At 32.4% G+C, this 21,957-nt stretch carries 22 protein-coding genes and 1 other RNA gene; 14 read left to right on the forward strand and 9 right to left on the reverse strand.

What is annotated here, in order from left to right:
- Nucleotides 1–2: 2 nt before the first annotated feature.
- The gene (locus NQ558_RS07485) at nucleotides 3–338 is read right to left on the reverse strand and encodes a hypothetical protein (protein ID WP_005364053.1); all 336 of its coding nucleotides are present in this window, start codon (nucleotides 336–338) and stop codon (nucleotides 3–5) included.
- Between the two features lie 236 nt (nucleotides 339–574).
- On the opposite strand from NQ558_RS07485, the gene NQ558_RS07490 reads away from it, so the two are divergent.
- From NQ558_RS07490 to NQ558_RS07550, 13 genes are all read left to right on the forward strand, one after another.
- A complete protein-coding gene (locus NQ558_RS07490) occupies nucleotides 575–1,231 on the forward strand; it encodes an HAD hydrolase-like protein (RefSeq protein ID WP_005364055.1) in 657 nt (218 codons plus the stop codon).
- A 188-nt stretch (nucleotides 1,232–1,419) separates the two neighbouring features.
- Complete coding sequence (locus NQ558_RS07495; protein WP_005364056.1) at nucleotides 1,420–2,310, forward strand: CPBP family intramembrane glutamic endopeptidase; 891 nt, start codon at nucleotides 1,420–1,422, stop codon at nucleotides 2,308–2,310.
- 65 nt (nucleotides 2,311–2,375) lie between these two features.
- Nucleotides 2,376–3,389: a glycosyltransferase family 2 protein gene (locus NQ558_RS07500; RefSeq protein ID WP_040447410.1), complete on the forward strand. Its 1,014-nt coding sequence runs from the start codon at nucleotides 2,376–2,378 to the stop codon at nucleotides 3,387–3,389.
- Between the two features lie 229 nt (nucleotides 3,390–3,618).
- The gene (locus NQ558_RS07505) at nucleotides 3,619–3,822 is read left to right on the forward strand and encodes a hypothetical protein (protein ID WP_005364060.1); all 204 of its coding nucleotides are present in this window, start codon (nucleotides 3,619–3,621) and stop codon (nucleotides 3,820–3,822) included.
- A gap of 101 nt (nucleotides 3,823–3,923) precedes the next feature.
- A complete protein-coding gene (locus NQ558_RS07510; protein ID WP_005364061.1) occupies nucleotides 3,924–5,198 on the forward strand; it encodes an O-acetylhomoserine aminocarboxypropyltransferase/cysteine synthase family protein in 1,275 nt (424 codons plus the stop codon).
- A gap of 87 nt (nucleotides 5,199–5,285) precedes the next feature.
- A complete protein-coding gene (hisA, locus tag NQ558_RS07515; protein WP_005364062.1) occupies nucleotides 5,286–6,062 on the forward strand; it encodes a phosphoribosylformimino-5-aminoimidazole carboxamide ribotide isomerase in 777 nt (258 codons plus the stop codon).
- Between the two features lie 63 nt (nucleotides 6,063–6,125).
- Complete coding sequence (locus NQ558_RS07520; RefSeq protein ID WP_005364063.1) at nucleotides 6,126–6,779, forward strand: ClpP family protease; 654 nt, start codon at nucleotides 6,126–6,128, stop codon at nucleotides 6,777–6,779.
- Nucleotides 6,780–7,125: 346 nt separating this feature from the next.
- Entirely contained in the window at nucleotides 7,126–7,701 is a 576-nt protein-coding gene (gene yfbR, locus NQ558_RS07525; RefSeq protein WP_040447412.1) for a 5'-deoxynucleotidase, read from the forward strand.
- A 106-nt stretch (nucleotides 7,702–7,807) separates the two neighbouring features.
- Nucleotides 7,808–9,910, forward strand: coding sequence for a DNA topoisomerase (locus NQ558_RS07530; protein WP_005364064.1), 2,103 nt, complete (start codon nucleotides 7,808–7,810; stop codon nucleotides 9,908–9,910).
- Nucleotides 9,910–11,727: a glutamine--fructose-6-phosphate transaminase (isomerizing) gene (gene glmS, locus NQ558_RS07535; protein WP_005364065.1), complete on the forward strand. Its 1,818-nt coding sequence runs from the start codon at nucleotides 9,910–9,912 to the stop codon at nucleotides 11,725–11,727. The genes NQ558_RS07530 and glmS overlap by 1 nt, the downstream gene beginning before the upstream one ends.
- Nucleotides 11,728–11,740: 13 nt before the next feature.
- On the forward strand, nucleotides 11,741–12,400 hold the full coding sequence (locus NQ558_RS07540) for an LbetaH domain-containing protein (protein ID WP_005364067.1): 660 nt from the start codon (nucleotides 11,741–11,743) through the stop codon (nucleotides 12,398–12,400).
- An 87-nt stretch (nucleotides 12,401–12,487) separates the two neighbouring features.
- Nucleotides 12,488–12,665: non-coding RNA, 6S RNA (gene ssrS / locus NQ558_RS07545), on the forward strand.
- Nucleotides 12,666–12,829: 164 nt separating this feature from the next.
- Nucleotides 12,830–14,212 carry a SpoIID/LytB domain-containing protein gene (locus NQ558_RS07550; RefSeq protein ID WP_005364068.1) on the forward strand — a complete coding sequence of 461 codons (1,383 nt, stop codon included), beginning with the start codon at nucleotides 12,830–12,832 and terminating at the stop codon, nucleotides 14,210–14,212.
- Here NQ558_RS07550 and NQ558_RS07555 read toward each other — a convergent pair.
- A complete protein-coding gene (locus NQ558_RS07555; RefSeq protein WP_005364070.1) occupies nucleotides 14,196–15,044 on the reverse strand; it encodes a YihY/virulence factor BrkB family protein in 849 nt (282 codons plus the stop codon). The genes NQ558_RS07550 and NQ558_RS07555 overlap by 17 nt on opposite strands.
- Before the next feature lie 137 nt (nucleotides 15,045–15,181).
- Here NQ558_RS07555 and NQ558_RS07560 point away from each other — a divergent pair, with 137 nt between their 5' ends.
- Complete coding sequence (locus tag NQ558_RS07560) at nucleotides 15,182–16,156, forward strand: hypothetical protein (protein ID WP_005364072.1); 975 nt, start codon at nucleotides 15,182–15,184, stop codon at nucleotides 16,154–16,156.
- A 52-nt stretch (nucleotides 16,157–16,208) separates the two neighbouring features.
- Here NQ558_RS07560 and NQ558_RS07565 read toward each other — a convergent pair whose 3' ends face one another.
- The 7 genes from NQ558_RS07565 to NQ558_RS07595 all read right to left on the reverse strand — a co-directional run bounded on the left by NQ558_RS07565 (nucleotide 16,209) and on the right by NQ558_RS07595 (nucleotide 21,903).
- Nucleotides 16,209–17,015, reverse strand: coding sequence for an InlB B-repeat-containing protein (locus NQ558_RS07565; RefSeq protein WP_005364074.1), 807 nt, complete (start codon nucleotides 17,013–17,015; stop codon nucleotides 16,209–16,211).
- 15 nt (nucleotides 17,016–17,030) lie between these two features.
- Nucleotides 17,031–17,837 carry an InlB B-repeat-containing protein gene (locus tag NQ558_RS07570; protein WP_005364078.1) on the reverse strand — a complete coding sequence of 269 codons (807 nt, stop codon included), beginning with the start codon at nucleotides 17,835–17,837 and terminating at the stop codon, nucleotides 17,031–17,033.
- Between the two features lie 82 nt (nucleotides 17,838–17,919).
- Nucleotides 17,920–18,732, reverse strand: coding sequence for an InlB B-repeat-containing protein (locus NQ558_RS07575; protein ID WP_005364080.1), 813 nt, complete (start codon nucleotides 18,730–18,732; stop codon nucleotides 17,920–17,922).
- Between the two features lie 209 nt (nucleotides 18,733–18,941).
- On the reverse strand, nucleotides 18,942–19,550 hold the full coding sequence (locus NQ558_RS07580; RefSeq protein WP_259907376.1) for an InlB B-repeat-containing protein: 609 nt from the start codon (nucleotides 19,548–19,550) through the stop codon (nucleotides 18,942–18,944).
- A 268-nt stretch (nucleotides 19,551–19,818) separates the two neighbouring features.
- The gene (locus NQ558_RS07585; RefSeq protein WP_259907377.1) at nucleotides 19,819–20,187 is read right to left on the reverse strand and encodes a hypothetical protein; all 369 of its coding nucleotides are present in this window, start codon (nucleotides 20,185–20,187) and stop codon (nucleotides 19,819–19,821) included.
- Nucleotides 20,188–20,313: 126 nt separating this feature from the next.
- Nucleotides 20,314–21,084, reverse strand: coding sequence for an InlB B-repeat-containing protein (locus NQ558_RS07590; RefSeq protein WP_259907378.1), 771 nt, complete (start codon nucleotides 21,082–21,084; stop codon nucleotides 20,314–20,316).
- A gap of 15 nt (nucleotides 21,085–21,099) precedes the next feature.
- A complete protein-coding gene (locus NQ558_RS07595) occupies nucleotides 21,100–21,903 on the reverse strand; it encodes an InlB B-repeat-containing protein (RefSeq protein WP_005364082.1) in 804 nt (267 codons plus the stop codon).
- Nucleotides 21,904–21,957 lie beyond the last annotated feature (54 nt).

Here is a 21,957-nt window from a genome sequence, read left to right on the forward strand (position 1 = left end):
TCTTATTTAGAAGCGCTTGTTTCAGCACTTGTAGCTGTTGTAGCAGCTTCAGTTGGAGCATCACTTGTTTTGCCCTGAACGTTTGAGTCGCCGTTTTTAATTAACTGCTGTCTTAAACTTTCAATAGCTTCTTTTGAAAGGGTGCTTCCCTGTGTTGTTGTGGCAGGAGTATAAAGTCCTGTGTCAATAGCAACAGAATATCCGATATAACCAATAAATGCTATAGCAATAAGTGTAGCAACAACGTATGCTGCAATCTTTTTAAAGTTACGCTTCTTAACATTTTTCTTTCTGTTGTATTTTTCCTGTTTATGCTTGTCTACTTTTGCCTGACTCATTATATGTACCTCACAAAAATTTAATAAATTCTTAAAATATTATAAATCAAAAGTTACTGTAAAACAAGGGCAAACTATGTTATACTACAAATAATGCTGTAAACAGTAATTTTAGAAAAAAGATAAGTTATATTAAAAATTAATTAAGAAAAAGATAAGTTTATACTAAACTTGTAAAAAAACAAGTTACATTAAAATAATTAAACAGAGATTGTTTTAAAACACAGGAGAAATATATGAATAACTACGATGTGATTATTTTTGACTTAGATGGAACATTAAGTAATTCAAAAGAAGGAATTACCAAGTCAGTTCAATATGCTCTCTCAAAGTTTGGAATTGAAGAGCCTGATTTAGATAAATTAGAGCATTTTATAGGCCCTCCATTGGTTGATGAATTAATGAAAAGTTATGATTTTACGAGAGAACAGGCGTTGGAAGGTGTTGGATTTTATAGAGAAAGATACAAGCCTATAGGAATATATGAAACAGAAATATATCCGGGAACTGAAGAAATGCTTGAGATGTTAAAGGGTAATGGTAAGTATATTGCATTGGCAACTTCTAAACCACTTCCTATGGCTGAGGAAGTTCTTAAGTATTTAAAGATTTACAGCTATTTTGATAAAGTTATGGGAGCTGAGCTTAAAGGACCAAGACAGAGTAAAGTTGATGTACTTGAAGCATTGTTTGATGAGATGCCTGACAGCATAACTAAGAAGCAGTGCATTATGATAGGTGATACATGTTTTGACATTGATGGCGCTAATATTGTTGGTATTGATTCAATAGGTGTTGATTACGGATTTGGCGACAAGGACGAAATGCTGGCTCATGGAGCTAAAGCCATAGCTTATTCTGCCACAGAACTTTGCAATATGTTGTTAAAATAAAAATTATAAAGAATTTTAAATAGAATTAAATCATACAAATTTTAAGATAGAATTTAATTATACAAATTTTAAAACGTAATTAAATTGCACAGAAGAGTATAGATAATTTTTTTTATACAAAGACACAAAAAGATAACAATATATAGATATAATGTATAAGTGTATAAAGCACAGAATTGAGGAAAAAAATGAGACAGAAAATAACAGCAGGAAGACTTTGGGGATTGATTAGCCCAATGGTTTTGTATATGATAGTTCAAGTAGTAGTATCAGGGATAGTAACATTTGGAATTATATTTGCAGCTAATTTTGTGTTACATGATTATGCTACTTTTTCAGCATCAAAGATTGGCATGAAAATAGCAGAGAAAAATATTTTACTTGAGTTGTTAATATCACAGATTATAACAGCACCGATATTAATTAAATGGTTAAAAGATGACATAAATTTGGATAAAGAAACAGGATTTTTTAAGAAGTTTAAAAGAACATCAGCATTTAAATTTTTACTTATAATTCCTTTTGGAATAACAATAATGTTTTGTGCCAATTATTTTGTTTCTATTCTACAGATGTTTATGCCGGAATTTATGATTGATTCATATGTAGGCACATCAGAGGCACTTACAAGCGGTCCGTTTATAATACAGGTATTGGCAACGGCCGTTGGTGCGCCTATTGTAGAAGAATTAATGTTTAGAGGTGTTATTTATAGAAGACTTAGAAGAATGGCCGGAGTAATTCCGTCAGCAATTATCGTATCATTGCTTTTTGGTGTATATCACGGAAACTGGATACAGGCACCATATGCATTTTTGTTAGGCTTGGCATGTGTTTATGTATATGAAAGATACAAGAGCATAATTGCACCAATGATTTTGCACGGAACAGCCAACTTTGTTGCAGTATTAATAACTTTTTTTGCAACAATTTCAGGAGAAAGCGTGGTTGATCAGCAGATTACTTACTCAGTACAGGACTTAATTGTGCTTATAGTTTTTGTAATAATAACAGGTATATTAACATTTTTATTATATAGAGTAATCAACAAAAAAGTAGTACCAGAGGAAATAAATTAAAAAGCATATTTCCCGACAATTGCCCACACAAAGGGGAGGGGCGGTACAGATTAGGAGGACAGGTAATGAAATTATTGACGATTACAATTCCATGTTATAATTCACAGGATTACATGGAAAAAAGTATTTGTAGTGCGTTAACAGGTGGAGACAGAGTTGAAATTATTATTGTAGATGACGGTTCATCAGATAACACATTGCAGATTGCAAAGAAGTATGAAGAAAAGTTTCCTAACATTGTAAGAGTAATTCATCAGGAAAACGGTGGACATGGAGAAGCTGTAAACACAGGAATTAAGAATGCAACAGGTTTGTATTTTAAGGTAGTTGACAGCGATGACTGCCTTGGAAGAAAAGCACTTGAAAAAGTATTAAATCTTTTGGAAGAAATGGTTGCAAAAGATGCAGGTCTTGATATGCTTGTGTCTAATTTTATGTATGACAAGCAGGGTGCAAGGCACAAGAAGATTATGAGATACAGAAGTGCCATGACACCAGGCAAAATGCTTGGTTGGGAAGATATTCATTTTGGAAGAACACAGTATTTGCTAATGCATTCAGTTATTTACAGAACAAAGATTCTTAGAGAATGTGGAATGGAACTTCCAAAGCATACATTCTATGTTGACAACATTTATGTATTCCAGCCGTTACCATATGTAAAGAATATCTATTACTTAGATGTTTGCCTTTACAAATATTTTATTGGAAGAGATGACCAGTCAGTTCATGAATCAGTTATGATTAAAAGACTTGACCAGCAGTACAGGGTTACAAAGCTTATGCTTGAAATCTACAATAGCAGTCCAAAGGACCAGAAGAACGCAAATGATGCAATGATTCATTATTTTGATATGATGATGTGTGTATCTTCAATTCTTTCAATTAGAGAAGGCTCTGAGGAAAGATTAAAGGACAAAGAAAAGCTTTGGAAACAGCTTGAAGAAACAAATCCTGAATTATATGGAATAGTAAGAAATTCACTTCTTGGAAGAACAATGAATCTTCCAGGAAAGTTTGGTAGAAAGTGTTCTGTAGTAGGATATAAGGTTGTAAACAAATTCTTTGGATTTAATTAAGGATAATATTTTTTAGAAAAATAAAACAATTAAAAATTTGTTATGTTAAGGGGCTATCGTTTTGCGTTATGAACTGCTAGTGCGATTGCCCCTCATCTTATTCCTACCAATGTGGTTGAGATTGCCATAAATATTAGCTAATGTTATAATAGTCGTTAAGTTATAACATTAGCTATTTTAAAATAATGTTACAGTTAAAGAATATCAAACAATACATGGAGAACGCTTTATGACAGAAGACAAAAAGATTAAGATTGGAAAATTATGCAACAAAATAGCCACGGTGCTTTTTGTTCTTTTTTTTATAGATACTTGTGTTATGCCTATAATGAACAAAAGATTTTTTATAACATCAGTTGTAATTATAGCAATTCTATTTGCCATATGCAGTATCACAAGTCATATTTTATTAAAAGATTATAAACCGGAATAAATGTTCCGGTTAAAGGATTGCAAGCATGAATTAATGAAAATTTAGCTCTTGCAATTCTATTTATATAAGAGAAAAAAGATATTTATTTAAGGAGAAAGAAAATGGAAAACAACAAAGGAACAATTTGTGTTCAGGGTGGATGGAAGCCAACTAAGGGAGAGCCAAGAGTTCTTCCAATTTACCAGAGTACAACTTTTAAGTATGACACATCTGAACAGATGGGAAGACTATTCGATTTAGAAGACAGCGGATATTTCTACACAAGATTACAGAATCCAACTAACGATGCGGTGGCATCAAAGATTTGTGAACTTGAAGGTGGTGCTGCAGCTATGCTTACATCTTCAGGTCAGGCAGCTAATTTTTACGCTGTATTTAATATTTGTGAAGCGGGAGATCACTTTATTGCTTCATCTAATATATATGGTGGAACTTTCAATCTTTTTGCGGTAACAATGAAGAAAATGGGAATCGACGTAACTTTCGTTGATCCTGATATTTCACCGGAAGATTTGGATAAGGAGTTTAGACCTAATACTAAATGCGTATTTGGTGAGTCTATTTCAAACCCATCATTGGTAGTATTTGATTTTGAAAAATTCAGCAAGGCAGCCCACGCTCATGGAGTGCCACTTATTGTTGACAATACTTTCCCAACACCTATTAATTGCAGACCTTTTGAATATGGAGTTGACATTGTTACACATTCAACTACAAAATATATGGATGGTCATGCTATGGCAGTAGGCGGAGCAATTGTAGACAGTGGCAATTTTGACTGGAAAGCACACGCAGACAAGTTTCCTGGAATGACTGAACCGGATGATTCATATCATGGAATTGTTTATGCAGAAAAATTCGGTAAGGCAGGATATATAACAAAAGCTACAGCACAGGTAATGAGAGATTTAGGCTCAATTCCAGCACCAATGAACTCATTCCTGCTTAATGTAGGACTTGAAACATTACACCTTAGAATGCCTAAACATTGCGAAAATGCATTAAAGGTAGCTAAGTGGCTTAAGAATAATGACAAGGTGGCTTGGGTTAACTATCCGGGACTTGAAGGAGACAAATACTACGATTTGGCACAGAAATATATGCCTAACGGAACTTGTGGAGTATTAACATTTGGAATTAAGGGTGGACGTGAAGCGTCAATTAAGTTTATGGACAACCTTAAATTCGTGGCAATTGTTACACACGTAGCAGATGCACGTTCATGCGTACTTCATCCGGCAAGTCATACTCACAGACAGATGACAGACGAGCAGTTAATCGAAGCAGGTGTACAGCCGGATTTAATTAGATTTTCTGTAGGAATTGAAGATGCAGAAGATATAATCGCAGATTTAGAGCAGGCACTAAATGCATAAAATTAAAGAATTTGATTATAAACTCTTGCGAGAAGCGGTATCATAAGAAAATCTAAATTATAAGTTACTAATCAAGGAGCATAGATTATGAAATTTAGACCGTGTATAGACATACATAATGGAAAAGTAAAACAGTTAGTAGGCGGAAGCCTTAAGGATAAAGGAAATCAGGCAGATGAAAATTTTGTATCAGAAAAAGATGCAGCCTATTATGCTAATCTTTACAAAAAAGATGGGATAAAAGGCGGTCATATTATAATTTTAAATGCCGGAGGTTCTGAGTTTTTTAAGGAATCAAAAAAGCAGGCATTGGCTGCACTTAAGGCATATCCTAATGGAATGCAGATAGGCGGTGGCGTTACGGCAATTAATGCAGACGACTACATAAGAGCTGGTGCGACTCACGTAATAGTAACATCTTTTGTTTTTAAAGACGGAAGAGTTAATTACGGCAATCTTAAAAGCCTTGTAAAAGCTGTTGGAAAAGAACATATTGTTTTGGATTTAAGTTGTCGAAAGAAAGACGGACAATATTACATAGTTACAGACAGATGGCAAAAGTTTACAGATGAAGTTGTAAATCTTGAAACCTTGAAAAAGCTGTCAGAATATTGTGATGAATTTCTTGTACACGGTGTTGATGTGGAAGGCAAATCAGGTGGAATGGAAGAAGAACTGGTTGAAATGTTGTCTAAGTTTACAGACATTCCAATAACATATGCCGGAGGAATAGGTTCAAAAGAACAGATTGAAAAGTTTGCTGAAATTTCACAGGGCAATCTGGATTTTACAATTGGCAGTGCACTTGATTTGTTTGGTGGAAAGCTAAGCTATGATGAAATCGTAGAGGAGTATAATAAATAATCTCTTATAATATTTTTTGAAAAAGCTTCCATACTACATAAAGAGTAGTATGGAGGTTTTTTTATGGATGAAATTAAAGAATATGGTCAGGTAAAACTTGATCACAATAATAATCACAAGAACATATTTTTGTTAAGCATTATAGGAGAGATAGAGGGGCACGAAAATGTGGCATCAGGTACTAAGGCTACCAAATATGAACATATCTTGCCAATGCTTGCAAAAATCGAAGACGATCAGGATATAGATGGCTTGCTGATTATATTAAATACAGTTGGTGGAGATGTGGAATGCGGACTTGCCATTGCGGAAATGATTGCAAGTCTAAGTAAACCAACAGTTTCACTTGTACTTGGAGGAAGTCATTCAATAGGAGTGCCGTTAGCGGTATCCGCTGATTATTCATTTATTGTGCCAACAGGAACAATGGTAATACATCCGGTAAGAATGAATGGTATGTTTATAGGAGTGCCACAGACTTATGAATATTTCAAAAAAATACAGGAAAGAATAAATGATTTCGTAATCAATCACTGTCACATTCGCGAAAACAGATTTTCAGAATTAATGAATGAAACAGAAATATTAACAAAAGATGTAGGTAGCATTCTTGTTGGAAAGCAAACAGTTAAGGAAGGCATAATTGATGAAATCGGCGGGCTGAAAGATGCAATGAAGAAACTGTATGAGATGGTTGATAGGGAAAGTAATAAGTAGATTGTTACTGTTAATTAAAAAACTTGTTTTAAAGAATGTACCACCATGGCGTAAGGTTGTGGTGGTACAAAATAAAAACTCAATAACAAACATTTATCACACTCAAATGTTAGCATTATTACTAAAAGTTTGCTATAATATAAAAGTTACATTAAATTTTAACGGGTACAATACAAGGGGATGTTGCAGAAAAAATTAGATTAAAGAATTCATCCTAATCTATATGGGGAATATATACAGAATAAAAATAGATAAGAAAAATAGATAAGAAAAATAGATAAAGCAAGAAAAACAGATATAACAAGAATAACATATAGATATCACACAGAAGAATAGGAGTTACACAATGAATAATTTCTTTGGTATGTTAGCCAGAATGAAATACATCAATCGCTGGGGATTGATGCGAAATACAAAAACTGAAAATATTGCGGAGCATAGCTTGGAAGTTGCTATTATAGCTCATGCTTTGGCAGTTATAGGTAATACTTATTTTGGAAAAGAGTTGGATGCTGAGCATATAGCAATGCTTGGAATTATGCATGACACAACAGAAATTATAACAGGGGATTTGCCAACACCGATTAAGTATTATGCACCTGAAATAAGAGATGCATACAAGAAGGTTGAAAATGTGGCGGCCTGCCAGTTGATTTCAGAGTTGCCGGAAGAAATGCAGAATGCATATGAAGACATATTAATTGAGAATGATGACATTAATTGGAAATATGTAAAGGCGGCAGATAAGATGTCTGCATATATTAAGTGCATAGAAGAAAGAAATACAGGAAACACTGATTTTGCAAAAGCTGAGGAAACAATAAAGAAGGCTTTGGATGAAATGCATATGGAAGAAATTGAGAAATTTATTGAAATGTTTCTTCCAGCCTATACTAAAACATTAGACGAAATCAGCAAATAAAACTTATAGAAAAAGCAAAATAAAAAATGTATATAGTAAATCAAACAAAAAACAAATCCAAATGTACATAAAAACGAAATCAGCAAATAGAACATAGGAGAGCTGTATGAAAGCAGTATTTATTGCAGAAAAACCTAGTGTGGCAGCAGAGTTTGCCAAGGCATTAAAGCTAAAGACAACTAGGAGAGACGGATACATGGAAAGTGAAAATGCCATAGTTACATGGTGCGTTGGTCATCTTGTAACAATGAGTTATCCGGAATGTTATGATGAAAAATACAAAAAATGGAATCTTAGAGATTTGCCATTTATACCTCAGGGACAATGGAAGTATGAGGTGATTCCCGGGGTAAAAAAACAATTTAATATAGTAAAAGAGATTTTGAACCGTGATGACGTGGACACAATATATGTTTGTACCGACTCGGGACGAGAGGGAGAATACATATATAGATTAGTTGCCCAGGAAGCGGGAGTTAAAGGCAAAAAAGAGAAGCGAGTATGGATTGATTCCCAGACTGAGGAAGAAATTCTTCGTGGAATAAAAGAGGCAAAAGACCTAAAGGAATATGACAATCTTTCTGACGCAGCATATCTTAGAGCAAAAGAAGATTATTTGATGGGAATTAATTTTTCAAGACTCTTAACCTTAAAATATGGAAATTCCATAACCAATTATTTAAAGGGAGAGTGGAAGTCAATTAATGTTGGTAGAGTAATGACCTGCGTTCTTGGAATGGTATGCAATAGAGAGCGTGAAATAAGAGGTTTCGAAAAAACACCTTTCTATAGAGTTATGGCAAAGACTGATATACACGGACGAAAAATAGATACAGAATGGAAATCACAGAAAACATCAAAATTCTTTGAATCTCCACTTTTGTATAAAGAAAACGGATTTAAAGAAAAAACGACAGCCCAGGCACTGATAAGAGCTTTAGAGGAAAATGGAAATCCATTAGAAATGACTATTAAGTCCATCACTATGAAGGATGAAAAAAAACAGGCACCGTTGTTATACAACTTAGCGGAACTTCAAAATGACTGTTCAAAGATGTTTAAGATTAGTCCTGATGAAACATTAAATGTAGTGCAGCAGTTGTACGAAAGCAAGCTTGTAACTTACCCAAGAACAGATGCCAGAGTTCTTTCGACAGCAGTTGCAAAGGAGATAAGCAAGAATATTTCGGGCTTGCAATATTATCAGCCATGCAGCGCTTTTGCGCAGAATATTTTAAAGCAACAGTCCTACAAGAACCTTGCAAAGACTAAATATGTAGATGACAAAAAGATAACAGATCATTATGCCATAATACCGACAGGTCAGGGATTAAACGGTTTGGCTAAGCAGAAACCAATTAATCAGAAAGTGTATATGCTTATAGTGAGACGTTTCTTAAGCATATTCTATCCACCGGCAATATACAAAAAAGCTACTTTGGTAGGAGTTATGCCGGCAACATTTAGTGATGGAACAACAACTACAGAACACTTCTCATCTAACTTTAAGATTTTGGCTCAAAAAGGTTATCTTGAAATAGCAGGAGTTCCTAGCAAAAAGAAAGCTACCGACAATAAGACAGACAATAAATCAGACAAAAAAACTAATGAAGAAAAAGCTAAAGAAGAGCTTGAAAATGAAAATACTATCAACGAAGAGGCAGAATTAGATGAAGAATTTTTTAAATTGTTGTATAATATGCCCAAAGGTGGTAAAATTACCGTTAATGAGATGAGTATAAAAGAAGGTGAAACAACACCACCTAAAAGGTACACATCAGGTTCGATTATTCTTGCCATGGAGAATGCAGGTCAGCTTATTGAAGATGAAGATTTGAGAGCACAGATTAAAGGCTCGGGAATCGGAACCAGCGCAACAAGAGCAGAAATAATAAAGAAACTGGTGAACATTAAGTACATATCATTAAATAAGAAGACACAGGTAATTACTCCGACTCAGTTGGGAGAAATGATTTTTGGAGTAGTTCACGGTTCAATTAAATCATTGCTTAATCCTGAATTGACAGCCAGTTGGGAACTGGGCCTTACCCAGGTAGCGGAAGGAAAAATAACATCAGAGGAATATATGAAAAAGCTGGATGATTTTATCAGGGGCAGATTTAATAACGTTATTAATTTAAATAACGCAGGTCAGATGACTAATTATTATAATTATGTGTCGCAATTTTATAGGAGGAACAATAAGTAATGTGTGGAATAGTAGGTTATGTAGGTGAAAGAGACTGTACAGACGTTTTATTAGATTCATTATCTAAGTTAGAGTATAGAGGATATGACTCAGCAGGTATTGCCGTATTTGAAAATGGAGAAATAACAGTAGAAAAGGCTAAAGGCGAGTTAAAGAACTTAAGAGAGAAAGTAGCTGAACACAAGCCAATGGGACATTGTGGTATCGGTCATACAAGATGGGCAACTCATGGTGAACCATCAGATATTAACTCACATCCTCATGGAAATAAGAGAGTATCAATTGTACACAATGGTATTATTGAAAACTACAAAGATATTAAGAATTTCCTTATTGACAAGGGATACACATTTATTAGTGAAACAGATACAGAAACAGTAGCTAAATTATTAGATTATTATTACGAAGGTGATCCTGTAGATGCAATTATCAAGACTCTTAAAGATGTAAGAGGAGCATATGCACTTGGTATTGTATTTAAAGATTTTCCTGACAGAATTTTTGCAGTAAGAAAAGATAGCCCACTTATAATCGGTGCCGGTGACGAAGAGAACTTTATTGCATCAGACGTACCTGCAATTTTGAAATATACAAGAAATTACTATCTTTTAGAAGAAAACGAAATTGCAACAATTAAGTCAGACAGAGTTGAGTTCTGTGATATGCATAAATTACCTATCAAGAAAGAAGTTCAGGTTTCTAACCTTGATATGGATGCTGCAGAAAAAGGCGGATATGAACATTTTATGTTAAAAGAGATTCATGAACAGCCTAACGCAGTAAAGACAACAATCACACCAAGAATTGTAAATGGAATGCCGGACCTTTCAGAATGTGGTTTAACATTAGAAGCTTTAAAGAATTACAGAAAGTTATTTATTGTAGCCTGTGGTACAGCAATGCATGCCGGTATGGTTGGAAAATACGTAATCGAAAAGCTTGCAAGAACAGAAGTAACAGTAGATATTGCATCTGAATTTAGATACAGAGATCCAATTATAACACCTGAAGATTTAGTTATTGTAGTTTCACAGTCAGGTGAAACAGCAGATACTAAGGCAGCACTTCATCTTGCACATGAGAAAGGTGCCAAGGTTTTATCAGTTGTTAACGTTAAGGGCTCATCGATTGCAAGAGAATCAGATATGGTTCTTTACACACATGCAGGTCCTGAAATTTCGGTTGCTTCAACTAAGGCATTTTCAGTACAGATGTCAGTAATGTACCTTCTTGCATTTGAAATGGCATATGCAAAAGGGCACATTGATGAAAATGAATGTAAGAGATTAACAGCTAAGCTTGCTGAAGTCCCTGACATTATTGAAAAGACAATGGAATGTGAAAAGAAATGTAAATATGTTTCAAGTAAGTTAATTACAGCACAGAGCTTATTATACATTGGTAGAGGTTTAGACTATGCATTAAGTATGGAAGGTTCACTTAAGTTAAAAGAGATTTCATACATTCATTCAGAATCATATGCAGCAGGTGAATTAAAGCATGGAACAATATCATTAGTAGAAGATGGAATGCCAGTAATCGGCGTAGCTACTCAAACAGAATTATTAGAAAAGACAGTAAGCAACATTGTTGAAGTTAAGTCAAGAGGAGCATTTACAATTGCCGTATGTAAGGAAGGAACAGAATTTAGTGAGGGCGTAATCGATGAAGCTATCGAAGTACCTGCAATGGAAGATGTTTTAATGCCTATGTTAACAGTAATTCCTTTACAGTTAATTGCATACTATACAACAGTACTTAAGGGATTAAACGTAGATAAGCCTAGAAACCTTGCAAAATCCGTAACAGTAGAATAAAGGAGAAAACCAAATGTATACAATAAAGGATTTATATGATTTAAATGAAACAATAGCTGCGAAATTATTTGAAGGAAAAACATACCCATGGGAAGTTTTAGCTGATATTGGAGACTTTATTATGAAACTTGGACCAACACTTCCAAAGGATGAATTTAATCAGATTGAAGATAACATCTGGGTTCACAAAACAGTTAAGATTGCTCCAACAGCAAGCTTAACGGGTCCTTTGATTGTTGACGCTGACACAGAAATAAGACCATCAGCTTTCGTTAGAGGAAAGGCAATTGTTGGGAAGAACTGTGTAGTTGGAAATTCTACAGAATTAAAGAACGTTGTTTTATTTAATACAGTACAGGTTCCACATTACAACTATGTTGGTGACAGTATACTTGGAACACATTCTCATATGGGAGCTGGTTCAATTACATCTAATGTAAAATCAGACAAAACATTAGTAGTAGTAAAGAACGGCGATGAGCAGATTGAAACAGGACTTAAAAAGTTCGGTGCAATGCTTGGAGACTATGTAGAAGTTGGTTGTAATTCAGTATTAAATCCGGGAACAGTAATCGGAAGACACTGTAATGTTTATCCATTATCAAGTGTTCGTGGAGTTATTCCTGAAGGACATATTTTTAAAGACAAAAACAACATCATAAAGAAAAAATAATCATAAAATGTAAACGAAAAGTGATTGCAAAAATTGCAATGATAAACTATAATTACATTATCAAAATAATTAATATTTATTAATTATTTTGACCTGAAATGTTCGTGAATCCTGCCTATTTTGAACCTACAGTTTGAATAAAGGGATTCCTAATCTCTAAAGGGATGTCAAGCCTCATTATCAGGTGGAAGGCAGAACTTTAGATGCGGTTGCCCACCTGGCGTTTGCTAGGACTCAAAACGCAGGCCGGCATTTCAGGTACATATTTTATAACCAATCACGAAGTGATTGATTATGATTTCGAGCACCTTATGCGAAGCATGACTTGAATGTGCGAGAAACGATTATAACAGATGAGAAACGTAGTATATTTTTTTATACTACGTTTTTTTTCTGAGAAATCTTATCAGAAGAAATAATGGGGGAAGTATGAAATTAAAACTAGCAGTATGTATTTTTGTGGCAGTGTTTTTGTCAGCGGTTATTTTTAAAGTTAATCAGGTAGAGTATATTCCTGAATATGATTCAGGAGAAAAGTCCCTGCAGGCGGTCAATAGCGAAAATATTACTGAAATAAAAACAGAAGCAGAGACCACAACAAATGACGAAAGCAAAAAAGATAACACAGTTAGAATTGTTATTTTAAATAATAATTATATCACAATGCACTATTCAAAATTTGTAGCCAAGGCATCAGTACTAAACATATATTTTGGAGAGAATTTTAAAAATAAAAAGAGCATAAAGAAGCAGATTGATATTGGAACAGGCAGTAAATATTTTAAACAAAGCAATGTTATAAAAGTGGAGCCTAAAGGTGAAATGTCAATACTGAAAGATGAAAAGAATATGCAAAGTTATAAGGGGATTTTCTACATATATAAAGAAAGCAGTGGTCTTGTGTTAGTTAATCAGGTTGGCATGGAAGATTATGTTGCAGCGGTAATTTCCAGCGAAATAGGGGAAGAATCGCCAAAAGAAGCCCTTAAGGCACAGGCAGTTTGTGCCAGAACATATATTATGAAAAGTCAGGGCAAAAAATATAAAAAATACAATGCCAAGGGAGACGACAGCGTAAGTTATCAGGTGTACAACAAAAACGTTCCCGGAGAAAACAGCATAAAAGCAGCAAATGAAACAAAAGGCACGGTAATGAAGTATAAAGGAAAATTAATAAATGCATATTATTTTTCTACGTCATGGGGATATACAACAGACTATAGAATATGGGGGATAAAGAAACAGAAATATTTAAAGGAAACCAATCTTACAACAATCACGGAAAACATATCAGATGAAAAAATCTTTGATAAATATATAAAAGAAAAACCTAAATCAGTAGAGAAAAAATCGCCTTTTTATAGATGGACAACATATCTGACAACTAAGCAGATAGAAAATTCCATATACAAAAATATGGCAGTAAATGTAGGCACAATTAACCGAATGGAAATAAACAAAAGAGGGGCAGGGGGAATAGTTGCCCAAATGACTATTTATGGAGATAAGAGACAAATATCCATTGTAAATCAAAATCAGATTAGAAAAATACTAAGCTCATATTACTCAACAATAAAACTAAGCGATAAAACCAAGAGAACAAAATTAAGCATGCTTCCAAGTGCGTTTATTTCAATAAAAAGTGTTTACAAAAACAACAAATTGGATGGAATAAAAATATACGGAGGTGGATTTGGACACGGAAGTGGAATGAGCCAAAGTGCTGCCTGCCAAATGGCAAAAAAAGGAAAAGGTTACAAGGAAATACTTGCAACCTTTTATAATGACGTTGAAATTACATCTTTACAGTAACTGTAGCTTCAGTTTCAGGGAAGAGAAGCTTATTAATTTCCGCACCAATAAACATTATATAAATCAAAAAATAAATCCATAACATAAATACGATTACAGCGGTAAAACTTCCATACATATAAGACATTCCTGAAAAGCTGTCTACATAAATAGAAAAGATATAGGAAAAAACAACCCAGCCAAGTGCTGAGAAAAAAGCACCCGGAAATACTTTTCCAAAAGTAGCAAGCTTAAAATTGGCAAGTCTGTATATTAATGAGAAGAAAAGCACCAGAAGTAAGAATACCAAAAGATATCTAAGCATTAATGTAACAATAGATATCTGTCTTAACCATGGAGCCAGTGATATGGCAAGGTTAAAGAGCTTATTACCAAAAACAAGTAGTACCATTGTAGAAGCCAATGCAACAGTAAATATTATTGTATAAAGCATTGATACAAATCTTGATATGAAATAATTACGTTTCTGGTGAATTTTTGCTATTTCGTACAAGCCAAACATTACAGACAACACGCCTTTAGATGCTGACCATATTGCAGCAATGGCTGTAATGGACACAGCAGTGCTTGATACATGTTCATATATTTCACTAACAACCTGAATAAATAAAGGCTTAAGAGAATCAGGTGCATATGAATGAATCAAATAAATAATAGTATTCTGATTAATTGAAGCATGACCTATTAAATTAAAAAACAAAAGTATAAATGGAAAAATGGACAAAATAATAAAGAAAGAAGCCTGAGCTGTATAGATACCTACTTTGTCCTGCCCAATAGTGTCAATAAAGTCATATGCTTTTTTTATAAAATTAAATAATTTATGTTTCATAATAAAATCCTTTACTTAATCATATGAGTTAGTATAGCATTTTTTACTATTATCAACAATAAATAAAAATATAAAAGTGTAAGCAACATTATGAGTAATACGGCATAAAATATAATAAACAAAAAGAGGAGATAAAAATGTCAGATTATAAAATGATGTCGTGCAATCAGTGTTGCCATACCGGAAAAGATTGTGATGTATGTGTAAGCCCCGGATGTGGTGAACCTGAAAACTTGTCTATATATTCCCCTATAATATATGATGAGGTAGGAATAAATCTGTGTAGAACAATAACCATACCTGAGAATATTTTAACACTTTATCCAACAACAACTTACGTTCAGCTTTTGGTGGCGGATATAAAAATATATTCAGGAAAAGGCTATTTTACAGGTGAAGAAGAAACAGTTGAATATACTGAAGAGGAATTGGCAGAAATGGGAAATCCACCTACTTTTTCAACAGTATCAACCATACCGGGAAGAGCAAACTGCCTGCGTGTAAAACTTACAAACCTAAGAGTAGTATTTAAAATCAGACTATACGATAATTGTAAGAAATACATTACAACAGTTTCATTAGAAGCAGTATATTTGCCGGCAGTTGGAACAACAAACTACAATCCGGACACAAATCCAAGAAGTGTAACCGTTGACATGTATGCACCTTATGGAGCATCAACAGTTTACAATTCATACGAAGAATACTATATCAACTACGTAGGCTTTAATATGTATGACAATACGGTAGAAAATGGTTTAAATATGAATGCAGTTGCGAAAGTTATGGAATTTAATCCAACAACGGGAACAATGTCTGCCGGAATAACATTATACCTTAGAACAGTTTATTATCAGGCATACAAATTCAACTCATTAGGAAAAACAATGCCACCGAAAATGAACACCCACGAAGCAGAAAGCAATCCTTGCCTTAAATTCGTAGAGGGAGACTTGTTATTAAACGATGTAAAACCACTGGAACTGGAACCGCCAATGTGTGAGGGAGAAACTAAAAGAGAAATAAAAGACAATAACGAAATAAACCAGTGTTTAAAAGAAATATTAAATACATGCAACAGCGAAGATGAAGAAGTAGATGACAAAATATAAAAAACAGGTCTGCCATGAAAGTGGCAGACCTGAAATAAGTAAGGGAAAAATATTAGTAGCGTTTCCAATCATCTGTTAATACAAATGAGACGTTAGTGTTTGGGAATATTTGATTCTTTTTATCAAGATATATTTGCCAAACTACATCAATATATTTATGTTCAGAGGCATAATAAGTTTTGCAACAGATAAAATCTAAAAATTTAGAATTAGAATCGTAATTGTAATATTTTACGCCTAATTTTCTTAAGAAAATTTTAAAATTGGTAGCTTTATTTATATTAATCAAATTTTTTAGCTTACAGTTTAAACTAGAAAAACCATAATCATATAAAAAGTTACCATTATCATCTAGGGCATTAACATTGCTGGTAACATAAAAATAATCTTGCTTTTCATTAATCAAAGTATAATCATAGGAATAAGAGCCTTTTTTCTTCTTTAGTATTTTTAAAGTCCCCCAATAGGGTTCATAATCAGATAAATTAGGATAAGTTGTACCTAACGGTATAAAGTATTTATTATTGACTTTATATTTCTTTAACCAATGAGAATAAAGTTTTTGATTCTTTGTAATAATGGTAGAAGCTGAATATTTCTTACCCCCTTTTTTCTTGGTGTACCAGCCATCAAAAGTATATCCATCACGTCTGATAGCAGGAGCATAACCACGCTTTTTGTTTATTTTATTTTTGATAGTAATTTTGCTCTTGCTACGGTTAGATTTTGCTTTGAAGTAACCGTTATTTGCATAATATGTAATATTAACCTTTGATGCTGCATTAGTCTGAAAGGTAGGGATAAAGGTTAGTGATAAAATAATTGTAAATATAATAGTTAATTTGATTAGTTTTTTCATTTTCAATTCTCCATTTTAATATTGTTCCCAATCATCATTTGCATCAAAAGAAACAATGGTGTCAGGAGTTACTTGATTTTTGCTGTTGAGATTTATTTGCCAAATGATATCAGTGTCGTATGTTTCATCGGCAAATCGTGTTGAACCACATACAAAATCAATATAGTGTTCAGATGCATCGAAATCATAACGTTTAATACCTAATTTTTTTAGAAAGTTTTTGACATAAGTTGATTTCTTTATGTTAATTAGGTTTTTTAGTCGGCAATTGATAGAGTAACAGGAATAATCGTATATATAATCACCGTTGTTATCTATCGCTTTAACAATACCACTGATAGAAAAAGTATCTTTTTGAGTATTAGTTAAAATATAGCTACAAGAATATGCTTTTGTTTTCTTATTTAATATTTTTAAAGTTCCCCAGTAAGGTTCATACTCGGGTAAACTACTAAATTTCATACCAATAGGAACAAAGTATTTAGTATTAATTTTGTATTTTTTAATCCAATGAGGATATAGCTTCTGTTTCTTTGTAATAATAGTGGAGGCTGAATATTTCTTGCCACCTTTTTTCTTGGAGTACCAGCCATCAAAAATATATCCTTCACGTCTGATGGCAGGAGCGTAGCCACGCTTTTTGTTTACTTTGTTTTTTATTGTGATTTTTCGCTTGCTACGATTGAGCTTTGCTTTGAAATAGCCATTGCTTGAATAATATGTAATGTTAACCTTTGAAGCTGCATTAGTTGGAATGGCAGGAATAAAGGATAGTGATAGTATAATTGTTGAAAGAATAGTTAGATTAATTATTTTTTTCATATGTTATATTTCTCCTATAATGCAACAAATTAGATACAATAAATTGCATCTAATTTGTTTAAAGTATTAAGTTAAAAGATGACTACCATATTTGCCAGTCAGTTATAAGTTCAAATTTTACAACTGTACTAGGCATAATTTGATTTTTATTATTCATTTTTATTGTCCACCATACATCTTCGTATTCGGCATCGTCATCGTCATCGACATTAGAAATGCAATAACATTTTCCACATATGAAATCTAAAGTATGAGTTTTTGAATTATAATTGTACTGTTTTACACCTAGTTTTTTTAAAAACATACCCATAGAAGTTGTTTTTTTTATGTTAATAACGTTTTTTAGTTTGCATTTTGTATAATCAATAAAGTAAGCATCGGAATCTGATGTGGGCCAACTAGATATATAAATCAAATCTTTTTTGTGGGTTTTGCATATATAATTACCAGGATAAACATCTTCTTCAACATTTTTATTGATTAAAGTAAGTTTACCAAAGTATTTTTGAAAGCTTTCTATATCGGGTAAACCTAATCCCATAGGAACAAAATAATTAGTATTAATTTTGTATTTTTTAATCCAACGTGGGTAAAGTTTAAGCTTTTTTTTGATGATGGTGGAAGCTGAATACTTCTTGCCTCCTTTTTTCTTGGTATACCAACCAGTAAAAGTATATCCGTTGCGTCTAATGGAAGGAGCATAGCCACGTTTTTTATTTAATTTATTTTTGAGAGTAATTTTATTTTTGCTACGGTTAGGTTTTGATTTAAAGTAACCATTACCTGCATAATATGTAATATTAACCTTTGATGCTGCATTGGTTTGAACAGCATGAATAAAGGTTATTGATAAAATAATTGTAAATAGAATAGTTAAGTTAAGTAGTTTTTTCATTTTCAATTCTCCGTTTTAATATTGTTCCCAATCATCGTTGGCTTCAAAAGAAACAACAGTGTTAGGAGTTACTTGATTTTTGTTGTTTAGAGTTAATTGCCAGACAATATCTGTTTCGTCGGTTTCGTCAGCATAGTGTGTAGAACCACAAACAAATTCTAAATACCTGTATGAAGAATCATAATTATAGTGTTTTATGGCTAATTTTTTTAAAAGGTTTTTAGAATGGTTATTTTTGTTATATTTATTATATTTTTTAATTTACAATTCATATTAGCATAAAAGCAACGATAAGAAGAATTATTCACATCTAGAGAATTGCTGCGGCTACCAATATAAAAATAATCATTTTTAAAATTTGTTAAGGTGTAGTTATAATAATAAGAGCCTTTCTTTTTATTGACAACTTTTAAATCTCCCCAGTAAGGTTCATAGTCAGATAAACTATAACAAGTCATACCAACAGGAACAAAGTAGTTAGTATTAATTTTGTATTTTTTAATCCAATGAGGATATAGCTTCTGTTTCTTTGTAATAATAGTGGAGGCTGAATATTTCTTGCCACCTTTTTTCTTGGAGTACCAGCCATCAAAAGTATATCCTTCACGTCTGATGGCAGGAGCGTAGCCACGCTTTTTGTTTACTTTGTTTTTTATTGTGATTTTTCGCTTGCTACGATTGAGCTTTGTTTTGAAATAGCCATTGCTTGAATAATATGTAATGTTAACCTTCGAAGCTGCATTAGTTGGAATGGCAGGAATAAAGGATAGTGATAGTATAATTGTTGAAAGAATAGTTAGATTAATTATTTTTTTCATACGTTATATTTCTCCTATAATGCAACAAATTAGATACAATAAATTGCATCTAATTTGCTGTTTTAATATATTATTTACCATACTTCCCAATCTGTTATACGTTGAAAATTAACAATGGTATCAGGAGTAAGTTGATTTTTATCATTCATTTTGATTGTCCACCAAATATCTTCGTATTCGGCATCGTCATCGTCATTATCAAACTTACAATAACATTTTCCACATATAAAATCTATTGTATGCTTTTTTGAATTGTAATTATATTGTTTTACACCAAGTTTTTTAGAAAAACATTCATAGAAGTTGTTTTTTTGATATTAATTACATTTTTTAATTTACAATTAGCATATTGAATTGAATAAGAAAAAGGTTTATCTTTATCTTCATCAGAGGATTCCATTACTAAAAAGTTGAGAATATCTTCAGATGATGTTTTGCATTTTACGATGCCGAAAAACATGCTTTTTTTTAATTTTTTTTTAATACAGTCATAGAACCATAATAGCTTTTTTGAAATAGCCATTCTTAAATAATATGTAATGTTAACCTTTGAAGCTGCATTAGTTGGAATGGCAGGAATAAAGGATAGTGATAGTATAATTGTTGAAAGAATAGTTAGATTAATTATTTTTTTCATATTTTATTTCTCCTATAATGCAACAAATTAGATACAATAAATTGCATCTAATTTGTTTAAAGTATTAAGTTAAAAGATGACTACCATATTTGCCAGTCAGTTATAAGTTCAAATTTTACAACTGTACTAGGCATAATTTGATAGTTTTTTATTATTCATTTTTATTGTCCACCATACATCTTCGTATTCGGCATCGTCATCGTCATCGACATTAGAAATGCAATAACATTTTCCACATATGAAATCTAAAGTATGAGTTTTTGAATTATAATTGTACTGTTTTACACCTAGTTTTTTTAAAAACATACCCATAGAAGTTGTTTTTTTTATGTTAATAACGTTTTTTAGTTTGCATTTTGTATAATCAATAAAGTAAGCATCGGAATCTGATGTGGGCCAACTAGATATATAAATCAAATCTTTTTTGTGGGTTTTGCATATATAATTACCAGGATAAACATCTTCTTCAACATTTTTATTGATTAAAGTAAGTTTACCAAAGTATTTTTGAAAGCTTTCTATATCGGGTAAACCTAATCCCATAGGAACAAAATAATTAGTATTAATTTTGTATTTTTTAATCCAACGTGGGTAAAGTTTAAGCTTTTTTTTGATGATGGTGGAAGCTGAATACTTCTTGCCTCCTTTTTTCTTGGTATACCAACCAGTAAAAGTATATCCGTTGCGTCTAATGGAAGGAGCATAGCCACGTTTTTTATTTAATTTATTTTTGAGAGTAATTTTATTTTTGCTACGGTTAGGTTTTGATTTAAAGTAACCATTACCTGCATAATATGTAATATTAACCTTTGATGCTGCATTGGTTTGAACAGCATGAATAAAGGTTATTGATAAAATAATTGTAAATAGAATAGTTAAGTTAAGTAGTTTTTTCATTTTCAATTCTCCGTTTTAATATTGTTCCCAATCATCGTTGGCTTCAAAAGAAACAACAGTGTTAGGAGTTACTTGATTTTTGTTGTTTAGAGTTAATTGCCAGACAATATCTGTTTCGTCGGTTTCGTCAGCATAGTGTGTAGAACCACAAACAAATTCTAAATACCTGTATGAAGAATCATAATTATAGTGTTTTATGGCTAATTTTTTTAAAAAGGTTTTTAGAATGGTTATTTTTGTTATATTTATTATATTTTTTAATTTACAATTCATATTAGCATAAAAGCAACGATAAGAAGAATTATTCACATCTAGAGAATTGCTGCGGCTACCAATATAAAAATAATCATTTTTAAAATTTGTTAAGGTGTAGTTATAATAATAAGAGCCTTTCTTTTTATTGACAACTTTTAAATCTCCCCAGTAAGGTTCATAGTCAGATAAACTATAACAAGTCATACCAACAGGAACAAAGTAGTTAGTATTAATTTTGTATTTTTTAATCCAATGAGGATATAGCTTCTGTTTCTTTGTAATAATAGTGGAGGCTGAATATTTCTTGCCACCTTTTTTCTTGGAGTACCAGCCATCAAAAGTATATCCTTCACGTCTGATGGCAGGAGCGTAGCCACGCTTTTTGTTTACTTTGTTTTTTATTGTGATTTTTCGCTTGCTACGATTGAGCTTTGTTTTGAAATAGCCATTGCTTGAATAATATGTAATGTTAACCTTCGAAGCTGCATTAGTTGGAATGGCAGGAATAAAGGATAGTGATAGTATAATTGTTGAAAGAATAGTTAGATTAATTATTTTTTTCATACGTTATATTTCTCCTATAATGCAACAAATTAGATACAATAAATTGCATCTAAT

Source organism: Eubacterium ventriosum (assembly GCF_025150745.1).
In the GTDB taxonomy this organism is placed as follows: domain Bacteria; phylum Bacillota; class Clostridia; order Lachnospirales; family Lachnospiraceae; genus Eubacterium_G; species Eubacterium_G ventriosum.